This window comes from Parendozoicomonas verongulae, assembly GCF_009711465.1.
Lineage (GTDB): Bacteria > Pseudomonadota > Gammaproteobacteria > Pseudomonadales > Endozoicomonadaceae > Sansalvadorimonas > Sansalvadorimonas verongulae.
The window spans coordinates 26,020-37,857 of record NZ_SMME01000840.1; the positions used below are offsets into that span (position 1 = coordinate 26,020).

Annotated in this window: 8 protein-coding genes; 6 read left to right on the forward strand and 2 right to left on the reverse strand. The window is 49.0% G+C overall.

All coding sequences use genetic code 11. The features are described from left to right. Complete coding sequence (locus E1189_RS13175; protein WP_155160792.1) at nucleotides 1-2,505, reverse strand: glycogen/starch/alpha-glucan phosphorylase; 2,505 nt, start codon at nucleotides 2,503-2,505, stop codon at nucleotides 1-3. Between the two features lie 222 nt (nucleotides 2,506-2,727). Here E1189_RS13175 and malE point away from each other — a divergent pair, with 222 nt between their 5' ends. Genes malE through E1189_RS13205 form a run of 6 tightly spaced genes read left to right on the forward strand, consistent with a single transcriptional unit; the run spans nucleotide 2,728 to nucleotide 11,318 of the window. Next, entirely contained in the window at nucleotides 2,728-3,957 is a 1,230-nt protein-coding gene (gene malE, locus E1189_RS13180; protein ID WP_155160793.1) for a maltose/maltodextrin ABC transporter substrate-binding protein MalE, read from the forward strand. 3 nt (nucleotides 3,958-3,960) lie between these two features. Further along, entirely contained in the window at nucleotides 3,961-5,523 is a 1,563-nt protein-coding gene (gene malF, locus E1189_RS13185) for a maltose ABC transporter permease MalF (protein WP_155160794.1), read from the forward strand. Between the two features lie 16 nt (nucleotides 5,524-5,539). Continuing rightward, nucleotides 5,540-6,424, forward strand: a complete 885-nt coding sequence (gene malG, locus E1189_RS13190) for a maltose ABC transporter permease MalG (protein WP_230460384.1) — start codon at nucleotides 5,540-5,542, stop codon at nucleotides 6,422-6,424. 4 nt (nucleotides 6,425-6,428) lie between these two features. Then, entirely contained in the window at nucleotides 6,429-7,583 is a 1,155-nt protein-coding gene (locus E1189_RS13195; protein WP_155160796.1) for an ABC transporter ATP-binding protein, read from the forward strand. 31 nt (nucleotides 7,584-7,614) lie between these two features. Continuing rightward, nucleotides 7,615-9,810: a 4-alpha-glucanotransferase gene (malQ, locus tag E1189_RS13200; RefSeq protein WP_155160797.1), complete on the forward strand. Its 2,196-nt coding sequence runs from the start codon at nucleotides 7,615-7,617 to the stop codon at nucleotides 9,808-9,810. A gap of 17 nt (nucleotides 9,811-9,827) precedes the next feature. Then, nucleotides 9,828-11,318 carry a maltoporin gene (locus tag E1189_RS13205; protein WP_155160798.1) on the forward strand — a complete coding sequence of 497 codons (1,491 nt, stop codon included), beginning with the start codon at nucleotides 9,828-9,830 and terminating at the stop codon, nucleotides 11,316-11,318. 4 nt (nucleotides 11,319-11,322) lie between these two features. On the opposite strand, the gene E1189_RS13210 is transcribed toward E1189_RS13205, so the two are convergent. After that, the coding region (locus tag E1189_RS13210) for a glucokinase (RefSeq protein ID WP_196221414.1) at nucleotides 11,323-11,838 on the reverse strand (516 nt) is incomplete at its 5' end.

Sequence of the window (11,838 nt, forward strand, 5' to 3'; positions counted from 1 at the left end):
TCAGAGCAGACCCCAAACCAATTTGCCATAATCCTGCATGGATCTATCCGATGAAAAATGTCCCATACAGGCCGTATTCAAAATAGCCTTTTTCCACCAGAGTTCGGGACTGCGCCATACCTGTGCAATGTCGTTCTGAGCCTTGCTGTAAGCCTGATAATCGGCCAGTACCATAAAGTAGTCGGACTCTTTCAGATTATTAACCAGAGGTCTGAAGGCTTCTGGCTCTTCGGGGCTAAGATCACCTGAAGCCAGCCAGTCACACACTGCTTTTATTTCCGGATTATTGTTGTAAATATCTTCGGGGTAGTATCCCTGATCACGGAGCGCTTTCACTTCCTCAACGGTCATGCCAAAGATAAACAGGTTTTCGCTGCCTACCGCTTCTGCCATTTCAATGTTGGCCCCATCCAGGGTTCCCAATGTCAAAGCCCCGTTCAGAGCCAGTTTCATATTACCGGTTCCTGACGCCTCAAAACCCGCTGTAGAGATTTGCTGGGACACATCAGCGGCCGGTATGATTTTTTCTGCCAGGGTGACTCTGTAATTGGGTAAAAAAACAACCTTGAGTTTGTCTTTTATCCGCCGGTCATTGTTAATTCGCTTTGCAACCGAATTGATGGCATAGATAATTGTTTTGGCCAGTGCATATCCCTGAGCGGCTTTAGCCCCAAAAATAAAGACTCTGGGTACATAATCAAGATCTGGATTCTCAAGAATTCTTCGATATTCCGTCATAATATACAGCAAGTTCAGATGTTGCCGTTTGTATTCGTGAAGCCTTTTAATCTGAACATCGAAAATGGCATCCGGATTCACTCTGAACCCACACTCCGATTGAATAGTCTTTGCCAAAACTTCTTTATTAGAGTGTTTTATAGCGGAGTATTTTTCCTGAAATGCAGTGTCTGTTGCATAGTCTTTCAGGCCACTCAACAGATTAAGATCTTTGCGCCAGTTTCCATCAACAGTCTCGTCTATCAGCTTCGCTAAACCGGGATTGCAGCCAGCCAGCCAGCGTCTTGGTGTCACACCATTGGTAACGTTCACAATCTTATGAGGCCAGAGAGCATGGAAACCAGGGAATAGATCAGTCTTCATAAGATTACTGTGCACTTTTGCAACACCATTGACACTTCGACTTCCAATCATGGCCAGATAAGCCATTCTGACCATAGGCTTTTCCCATGAACTGCTCGGTTCTTCAATAATGGAGAGCCGCCTCTTCATCATATTGTCACCCGGCCACCGCCGCTCAACTTCTTCATGAAGAAAGTGGCTGTTAATCTGGTGGATAATTTTCAAGTGGCGGGGCAACACTCTGATAAAAAGATCCTGTGGCCATTTTTCCAGTGCTTCAGGCAGGAGTGTATGCTGTGTATAGCAAATGACATGACGACAGATGGATAGAGCATCCAGAAATGCTATATCTTCTTCATCCATGAGTATGCGCATCAACTCTGCTACCGCCAGAGCGGGATGGGTATCATTCAGCTGAATAGTGACCTTATCTGCAAAGTTGTCGAACAATGCTGCAGCGCTCTTGTTTTCGCTTTCCGGCCCACCAGCGAGTGTCTCTTTTCGATATCGGTTCACAATATCCGCAAGAGAGCACGCCACAAAAAAATACTGCTGGATAAGCCTCAGCTCTTTCCCTTCCGGGTGGTTATCGTTTGGATAAAGCACCTGACTGAGAGTTTCCGCCACAATTTCCTTTTTCCGCGAGTCGCTGTAACGCCCCTCTTCAAAGCGATTCAGATCGAAACCTTCTTCTGCTTTCCCCTCCCAGAGCCTGAGGGTATTGACCCAGTCAGTTTCAAACCCGGTAACAGGAATATCCCACGGCACACCGGTAATTTCTGCCGTATTTGTCCAGCTGACTTTGTTATTATGTTCCTCAATGCGGCCATAGAGTTTGACAGTCTGCCTGCGTTTCTGTCGCTCCCGTCCCCAGGGAAAGCCACTTTCACGCCATGGATCAGGACTTTCAACTTGCTTGCCCCCCACAAAGCTCTGCTTGAAAAGACCAAACCGGTAATTGATGCCATAACCAAAAGCGGGTATTCCCAAGGTTGCCAACGAGTCCATAAAACAGGCCGCCAGACGCCCCAGACCTCCGTTTCCCAGTGCAAGATCAGGTTCACATTCCAATACATCCCCAAGATTCTGCCCCATATTTGCAAGGGCTTCTCCTGTCTTGTCATAGAGCCCCATATTGCGGAGCATATCCCCCTCAAGCCGACCAACCAGAAACTCAAGTGAGAGATAGTAAATACGCCTGGCTTCTTTAGCGCGTTCCTTTCTCCGGGTGTCCCTGACACGATCGAGATTGATTGAGCGTAAAAACAACTCCACTGCAACCCAGTAATCCTTTGCTTCTGCCTCTTCGGTCTCAATGCCCAGAGTGTTTTCAATGTAATACTGAATATGTTCCTGAATCTGCTGAACAGACAAAGCCTGTATGCTTTCAATGTCAATTTGACTGAGACTTTTGGAGATAGGCATGAACTGATCTCTCTGATGTGCCCCTCTCTCACCTTCGCCACATGTATAATGTTGAGAGTCGGGTGAAGGTGAAAAAGAAAACTATTTGCAAAAATACTGATACTGAACTTGTATATAGACGACATCCGTCACATGTAAACATTCAGGTTCATGCCTTGTTTTTTTGTCGTAACTGTCCTGAGCAGTACGCAAGTTTTCTCTAGATAGTCCTCGGGAGTCAGTATGTTCACCAAACGCAATGTTGTCATAGCATCCCTGTGTGCTCTTGTTTTTTTAGCCGTATCTATGCCCCCCTCCTCAACATTTGCAAAGAGCGACGAGCTCTTGCTCTGGGTGGGCGGTGACAAAGCCTACAATGGGATTCGTGAAGTCGGAGAGCGCTTTACAGAAGACACTGGTATCACCGTGAAGGTAGAAATCCCCGAAAATGTCACCAACCGCTTTCAGCAGTCAGCCGCTTCTGGAGGAGGGCCTGATATCATCTTCTGGGCACATGATCGCTATGGAGAGTGGGCAAAGAGCGGCATTCTGGCTCCCGCAAAACCTTCCACGCGGTTTAAAAAGAATATTAATCCCATCGCCTGGGATGCGATGACCTGGAATGGCGAAATTTACGGCTTTCCAATTTCCATGGAAGCTGTAAGCCTTATTTATAACAAGGATATTCTCCCTACTCCGCCAAAGTCTTATGAAGAGATGTTCTCTCTTACCAAAAAGCTGGCAAACCGCTACCCGCCGACCGACAAAGACAAGAAAGGCGACAAGGGTATTACCACCATCATGTGGGATCAGGTTCAGCCCTATTTCACCATGCCTTTGCTGGCAGCCGATGGCGGCTATATCTTTAAAAAAACCGCTAAGGGGTATGACATCAAACACACAGGTGTGAACGATGCCGGTGCCAAGGCTGGCGCGAAGATGCTGGTGAATATGATTGATAAAAACGTGACTCCGCGAGGGGTGGATTATGGCGTGATGGAGTCCGCGTTCAATAATCAGGAAACAGCCATGATGGTTACCGGCCCCTGGGCCTGGGCCAACCTTGAGAAAAGCGGTGTAAACTTTGGTGTCGCGCCGCTGCCTACAATCAACGGCAAACCCGCCCGGGCTTTTGTTGGGGTATGGGGTGCCGCGCTGAACAATGCCAGTAAGAACAAAGATCTGGCACGGGAATTTCTTGAAAATTACCTGCTGACTGTTGATGGACTGAAAGCCATGAACAAGGATACCCCTCTAGGCGTCGTAGCCAACATGACCCTGATGCAGGAATTCAAAAAAGATCCCAGGATTGCTGCCACTTATCAGAATGTGGTTCAGGGCATGCTGATGCCCAACATTCCGGAGATGGGGAAATTCTGGTCAGCTATGGAATCAGCTCTTCGCAATATTACCAGTGGGCGACAGGAGTACTCTACTGCGCTGGATGATGCTGCCAAACGTATTGTGAATTGAATCATGACTGGCGTACAAAAAAGAGGAAGTGGCCGACCATGGCTGGCCATTTCCCTGCTGGGCATTATCGACCTGCTGATATTGTACGGCGTTACACTTATGTATGCGCAGGGTGAAATTGCTTTTGCACTGATCATGCTGATTCTTGCGGTGTCTGCCAGTTGGGTTTTCATCAGCCATAAAGCCTACTGCTACCGGTATGTTTTTCCCGGATTGCTGGGGGTTGCGGTATTTATCGTTTTCCCACTGTTGTATACGGTCAATATTGCTTTTACCAATTTCAGTTCAACGAATCTGCTTTCCCAGGGGCGGGTGAAAAACATTCTCCTTGCCCAGCGGCATACGACAGGAGACAGCATTTACAAGTTCCAGATGTTCGAAGCCATAGACAAAGGCGGTAAGACTGACAAGAAGTACTATCTTCAGCTAACAGCTCCGGATGATCAGGTTTATAAGACAGCCTCCTTCCGTCAGCCAACCGCCCCAAAAGTCGTCAAGGCTCGTCTTGCATCAGCGGACATTTCAACAGAAACGGGGGTGTCTCCCCTCCCCCTCAGGGACGTCATCAAAAACCGCGACCACCTTTACAACCTCACCGTTAAAATACCAGATGGTTCCCAGCTGGTTATGACAGGAATAAGGCGGTTTGAAGCCTCCAGCCCGCTTTATGTTGCCAGCGACAAAGACGACACACTGGTAAACACGTTAACAGGGGAAACTATCTACCCCGACTGGGAGACCGGGCGGTACACCCATGATGGCAGTGATCAGATTGGCCCGGGGTTTGTGACTTATACCGGCTGGCAGAATTTTGATGACATATTAAATAACCCGGGCATTAAGGGGCCTTTTCTGAAAATATTTCTGTGGACGGTTATCTTCGCAGGTCTGTCAGTGCTTTTCACTCTGATTGTCGGCCTGTTAATGGCCTGTCTGATTCAATGGGAACCCCTGAAAGGAAACGGCATTTATCGCATACTGCTTATCTTGCCTTACGCTGTTCCCGCGTTTATATCCATCCTGATATTTCGAGGCCTGTTTAACCAGAATTTCGGTGAAATCAATGTTTTTCTGGATATACTGTTTGGCATCAAACCGGAATGGTTCAGCAATGCGACACTGGCGAAAACCATGGTGTTGATGGTGAACACATGGCTGGGCTATCCCTACATAATGATTCTCAGCATTGGCCTGCTCAAAGCGATTCCCGATACACTGTATGAAGCCTCTGCCATTGACGGGGCCGGCCCCTGGCAGAATCTGACTCAGATCACCATTCCACTGATCTTAAAACCTTTAATGCCATTGCTGATCGCGAGCTTCGCTTTCAACTTTAACAATCTTGTACTGATTGCCCTGCTCACCGATGGTGGGCCAGACCTGCTGGGAGCCACAACGCCGGCCGGGGCAACGGATATTCTCGTGAGCTACACCTTCAGGCTCGCATTTGGATCCTACGGTCAGGATTACGGGCTGGCCTCAGCCATTGCAACGATCATATTCCTGATCGTTGGTGTGATTGCCTGGCTTAACCTGCAGGCAACCAAAAAGTATCAATCCGTTTGAGACCTCCATCATGGCCATGGTTCAACCACGCAACCTTAAATATCGGGTCTGGTGCGCAAGAGTCGGCCTCTGGGCATTTCTTGCGGTTACCTTGTTCCCATTTTTTATGATCATTTCCATATCCTTTCGAGCAGGCAATTTTGCCACCGGCTCGCTGATACCGGAAAATCCGTCTCTCGAGCATTGGTCCCTTGCGCTTGGCATCCCCTGGGTGAATGCTGACGGGTCTATAACCGAACCATTTTTTCCGGTTCTGACCTGGTTGTGGAATTCCATCAAAGTCGCGTTTTTCAGTTCTGCCCTGATTCTGATACTGTCCACCTCCAGCGCCTATGCCTTTGCCCGGCTGCGATTCCGTTTTCGGGAGCATATGCTCACGGCCATGATGATTCTGCAGATGTTTCCCGCCGTACTGGCACTGGTAGCCATTCATGCCCTGTTTGAGAAAATCGGTCACTACCTGCCATGGCTGGGCCTGAACAGCCTCAGTGCTGTGACGATTTCCTATATCGGAGGGCTTGCCCTGCATATCTGGCTTATCAAGGGCTACTTTGAGACTATTGATAACTCCCTCGAAGAAGCCGCGGCGATTGATGGCGCAACGCCGTGGCAGGCCTTCCGGCTGGTGCTTTTGCCATTGTCGGTTCCAATCCTGGCCGTTGTTTTTATTCTTGCTTTTATTACCGCAATCGGTGAGTACCCGGTTGCTTCCGTCCTTCTGCACAGTATGGATAAACTCACTCTCGCCGTTGGCTCAAGACAATACCTGAACCCACAGAATTATCTTTGGGGGGACTTTGCCGCGGCAGCCATTCTGTCCGGTCTACCTATCACAATTATCTTTGTATTGTGCCAGCGATGGATTGTCGGCGGACTGACTGCAGGTGGTGTTAAGGGTTAAAGTTATGGCCGAAGTTAAGCTATCCGGAATATCCAAGAGTTACGATGGTGGTAAAACCTGGGTAATCAAAGATGTCAACCTCTCTATCAATGATGGGGAATTCGTAGCTTTTGTCGGCCCATCCGGTTGTGGAAAATCAACACTGTTGCGGATGATCTGTGGCCTTGAGGACATTACGTCCGGAGAGCTATCTATAAAAGGGGAGAGGGTTAACGATCTGTCCCCCCATGAGCGTCATGTGGGCATGGTTTTCCAGTCTTACGCCCTCTATCCCCATATGACTGTCGAGAAGAACATGGCTTTTGGCCTGAAACTCGCCAAAGCAGATGAGTCCGTGATTGACCAGCGGGTCAATGATGCCGCCCGTATGCTGCAGCTGGAAACCTTTCTTCCCCGTAAGCCTAAAGCCCTCTCCGGAGGACAGCGACAGAGAGTGGCTATAGGACGATCCATTGTCCAGCAACCCTCTGTATTTCTTTTTGACGAGCCTCTGTCCAATCTGGATGTATCCCTGAGAGTGCAGATGAGGCAGGAACTGGCCGGGTTGCATCGACGCCTGAAAACCACATCCATCTATGTCACCCATGACCAGGTTGAGGCAATGACTCTGGCAGATCGCATAGTCGTTCTCAGCCCTCTTGGGCCCAAAGATTCAACAAACCTGGAACAGGTCGGCCCGCCACTGGAGCTTTACAACCGCCCGGCCAATATGTTTGTAGCAGGATTTATTGGCTCCCCCCAAATGAACTTCCTTGATGGCCACCTCGAATCCAGTGGCACTGAGAGGGCTGTTATCACGCTCAAAACGGGGGACACAGTCGAAGTGAATTGCGATGCTCATAGTGCTAAAGCTGGTGATAAGGTTTTTGTCGGAATCAGACCAGAACATATCTCGGCGCAATTTTCCTCCATGGACAATAACGAGTCAGGCAAAAACAGAATCCTGACAAAGATAGTGGCAGAAGAACTCCTGGGATCAGAATCCTTTATCTACTGCCACCACGAGGCAGCCCTGGGAGCCATCATTATCAGAGTCATGGAGATAACCTCAAAACCCCATGACCAAAGCTTGTCAGTGTCACTTCCTCCCAAGTGTTGCCATCTTTTTAATGAAGAGGGGACGGCGTTCCCACGAGCCGGTTTGCCCGAAGTTTTCTAGTCAGGGTGCAAGATTTCAAGGTAAATAAGCCATGTCTTATCAGGAACAGGTTGAACAACTCGCGAACCTTTATGGTGTTCCCTCTGGATATATCGACGCAAATGGAGCAGACACCGAGATTCAAACACAAGCTCGGGTCTGTGCGCTTAATGCTCTGGGGCTGGATATTAAAACTGCCTCCAAAGTGGAGCGGGCTATTGAACGCTTTCTGGATCAGAACTGGTCCCAGCTTATCCCCCCGGTTATCGTTCAGCATAAAGGTAAACCATTCACTATTCCCATACACCTTCCCGCTTCACGCTTGACCGATACTTTGAAGGGTTCCATCACCCTGGATAATAAAAAGGCCATTCCCCTGGAATTCAAACTTAAGGAACTGCCTGTACTTGAGACCAGGGCGACCAGAAAGAAGGATATGGCAAAACTGAACCTGCCACTGCCTGACATTTCTCCTGGTTACCACCAGCTCACCTTGACGCACAGAAAAAAGGAGTACCAGTGTCGGTTAATCATTACACCTTCAACCTGTTACGAACCTGATTTCTTTGACGAAAAATGTAACGGTAACACAAAAATCTGGGGCTGCAGTATCCAGCTCTACACCCTCCGATCAGACCAGAACTGGGGAATAGGCGATTTTTCTGACCTGAAGGCACTGGCTGTTCATCTGGCAGCTCAGGGGGCGGATGTCATTGGTCTAAACCCTATTCATGCCCTCTTCCCGGATAACCCGGAACACTGCAGCCCTTACAGCCCTTCGACGAAAAGCTTCATTAATCCTCTCTATATAGATGTGATGGCCATCCCGGAATTTTTGGAAAGCACTGAAATTCAGGACAAAGTCCGGCAGGAATCATTCCAAAGCCAGCTAAAAAAATTACAAAACAGTGACCATGTTGATTACAGTCAAACCACCGAACTGAAGTACACCCTGTTCAGGGAGCTTTTCGCCTTTTTCCAGGATCATCATGCAGCCAGTAAAAGCGAGCGGTTCAAAACCTTTGAGAAGTTCAGGAAAAGTGGCGGTGCAAACCTTGAGTGTTACGCCATCTATAACGCCCTTTATGAACATTTCAAAAAAGAAGATCCTGACAGCTGGGGCTGGCCCTTCTGGCCAAAAGAGTACCAAAGCCCTGAGGGATCAAAAATAAAATCCTTTCAGCGTAAAAACAAAGACAAGATTCATTTTTATATCTATCTGCAATGGCTGGCGGAAACGCAACTGATGGAGGCACAGCAGGCCGCCCTGAAAGCAGGTATGAAGATCGGTATCTACCGTGACCTGGCCGTTGGCGTTGATAAAAATGGAGCAGATGTATGGAGCCAGCCAGAAGGGTATTGCCTGCAGGCCGGGATTGGAGCGCCACCTGACCCGGTAGCCCCCCAGGGGCAGAACTGGGGCCTTCCTCCTTTAAACCCGATTGTTCTGAGGGGAAACCTGTATACCCCTTTTATTGATACGGTACAGTCCAACATGGCATCCTGTGGTGCTCTGCGTATTGACCATGTTATGGGGTTGCTGCGTCAGTGGTGGTGTCCACAGGGAGGTCATGCCAGTGACGGAGCCTACGTGAACTTTCCCTTTCAGGATTTGCTGGGAATTTTGAAGCTGGAAAGTCATAGACACAAGTGTCTGGTGTTCGGAGAAGATCTGGGCACTGTGCCTGAGGAGATTGAATCCAGTCTGCCTCCAGCTCACTGTTACTCAACGAAAGTTCTCATGTTCTCCAATATGGGAGAGCAGTTCAAGTCTCCGGAAGATTACAAAAAGCGTGCGCTGACATGCATCTCAAACCACGATATTCCCACGCTAAAAGCCTGGTGGCAATGTGATGACCTCGATCTTCGCCAGCAACTGGGTATATACGACTCTGGTAAAACCCTCACTGAGAAGAAGGCTCGTCACAAAGAAAAGATTGCCCTTCTAAAAACCCTCGGAGACATTGACGAATGGCCTTGGGGTGTGGATCCCAATGATATAACCACCCTCGGTTATTCACGAGACCTTATGGAAAAAATCCACTACTACCTTGCCAAAACCGCTTCAAGAATTGTCACTGTGCAGCTGGAAGACCTCCTCGAAATGACCACCCCGGTGAATGTTCCGGGAACCAGTGATGAATACCCCAATTGGAAACGCAAACTGAGCAGAACCCTGAGCGATATTTTTGAAGACCAGGGCCATCAGGCCTTTTTCAAAAACCTGACCCTGACACGCCAGGCCTGATCAAAGAGAGGTATCCCATGATGAACAACAAACACCGCTTTCAGAAATCTCCAGGCCCATTGAAAGCCCTGTATAACCTGACCGGAGGGCTTTGCCTTGCGGCCATGCCTCTGGAAGGTATGGCACTGAGCGTGGAAGATTTTAACTTCAACGGCTATGGACGCAGCGGGATAGGCAACAGCTCGGAAGGTGGAAAACAGGAGACCTTCACGGCTGTAGGAGTTCCCTACAAATACCGGCTGGGAAACGAAAATGATACCTTTGTGGAACTGGGCCTCGGGGGCAAAGTCTTTGAAGATGATACCTCAAAGTTTTACCTCCAAAGCCTGGTGGCTTATTCCATTGCTCAGGAAACGGACTGGGAGGCCAGCGAGCCGGCACTCAGAGAGTTAAATGTGCGAGGGGAAGGCGTGTTGCCCTTTGCTCCCGAAGCCAGCCTATGGGTAGGAAAACGCTATTACAAGCGCCATGACATCCATATGACCGACTTCTACTACCTGGGCATGCAGGGGCCGGGTGCGGGGGCTGAAAATTTTGATTTGGGGTTTGCCAAGTTCAGTGCGGCCTGGATGAGGAATACTCAAACTTATGAGTATTACCGAACCAAAAAGTGCGCCATAGACATGAAAAATGCTAAGGAAGCCAGCATCGCTTTTGATGTGCTTGATTTCCGACTGGAAGATATAGAACTCAATCAAAATGGAAAGCTAACAGCTGCCTTACAGTACAGCACAGGAAATGTTAGTGATGGTCTGGGGGAAGTTTTTCTCAATCAATATGGCGTGAAAACTGTTACCGCAAGCGATGTTTGCAATGAAAGCTGCGAAGAAAATATATGTAAAAAAGAGACAAAAGATAGCACAGGTAGAGCTATTACTAAGACATACAGCAAAAGCGATCTCGAAAAAAGCGGCTTTATGCTCTCTTTCATCCACAACCAGTCAGAGTTTCTCGGAGGATCCAATCAACTCATTCTGCAATATGCCAAGGACAGCGGCAGTGCCTGGGGCTTTGGCACCAACGGTCTGGGATACGCCAACCTCGACGCACTGGAAACAAACAAGCTTTACCGCTTTATAGATACTGGGGTAATCAAACTTGGTAACAGCATTGAAATGCAATATGTGGCAGGCTTCAGCAAACTGTACTTCAAAAAACAGACTGAGAAAAAAGATCAGGACTGGATAACCTTCGGCATACGCCCAGTCTTCTTCTGGGATAACACAATGAGTACCGCTCTTGAGCTGGGGTACGACAAGGTCAAAAAGAGTGTTGTACATAAAGACGACAATGGCAAACCCACTGACTTCAAAAACTCCAATCTCACCAAAATCACCCTCGCCCAGCAATGGTCTGCCGGAACAGGCTACTGGGCCCGCCCCCAAATCAGAGTCTTTGGCACCTATGCCAAGTGGAACAAAGACTCTAAAGGGAAAATCGGCGGAACTCCATTTGCCGATAAAACTAAAGGTTGGACTTACGGTGCCCAGGGCGAAATCTGGTGGTAAAGGTTTAACCCTCCCGCTGCTGCCTGTGCATTTTCAGCCAGGCGGCAGCGCCTGTTAAACCGGGATGCCCGGCCAGCATCAGCCAGGTGGGAATATCCGCCATGTAATGGGCCATTTTATCCCGCGCTTCAAAAGCTGAACGGAAGCCGCTGTTCATGAACAGATCAATGATACGCGGGATAATACCACCGGCAATATAAACACCACTCCGGGCTCCGGTAACCAGCGCAGCGTTTCCGGCACACTGCCCCAGCAGCTTACAAAAGTGTTCGACTACCTGCCCTGACAGTGACTGGGGGTTATCCAGCGCCTGAGCGGTAATATCCGGCGCTGCCATGGCGGGTTCGCGCTTATCGCAGTGGGCCTGATACAAAAGCTCCAGCCCGGAACCGGATAAAATCCTTTCCCAGCCCACCTTGCCGTCCGAGATGTCACTCAACTGCTGCCGGGCAAAGCGCCATACAGCCTCATCTTCTTCACTGACGGGAGCCATATCCCCATTGCCCCCTTCCCCCGGCAG

Bases quoted from the DNA above. Each gene is read 5' to 3' on its own strand.
- malE (WP_155160793.1), top strand. From the start codon at position 2,728: ATGTTCACCAAACGCAATGTTGTCATAGCATCCCTGTGTGCTCTTGTT.
- malQ (WP_155160797.1), top strand. From the start codon at position 7,615: ATGTCTTATCAGGAACAGGTTGAACAACTCGCGAACCTTTATGGTGTT.
- malF (WP_155160794.1), top strand. From the start codon at position 3,961: ATGACTGGCGTACAAAAAAGAGGAAGTGGCCGACCATGGCTGGCCATT.
- malG (WP_230460384.1), top strand. From the start codon at position 5,540: ATGGTTCAACCACGCAACCTTAAATATCGGGTCTGGTGCGCAAGAGTC.
- E1189_RS13195 (WP_155160796.1), top strand. From the start codon at position 6,429: ATGGCCGAAGTTAAGCTATCCGGAATATCCAAGAGTTACGATGGTGGT.
- E1189_RS13205 (WP_155160798.1), top strand. From the start codon at position 9,828: ATGATGAACAACAAACACCGCTTTCAGAAATCTCCAGGCCCATTGAAA.
- E1189_RS13175 (WP_155160792.1), bottom strand. From the start codon at position 2,505: ATGCCTATCTCCAAAAGTCTCAGTCAAATTGACATTGAAAGCATACAG.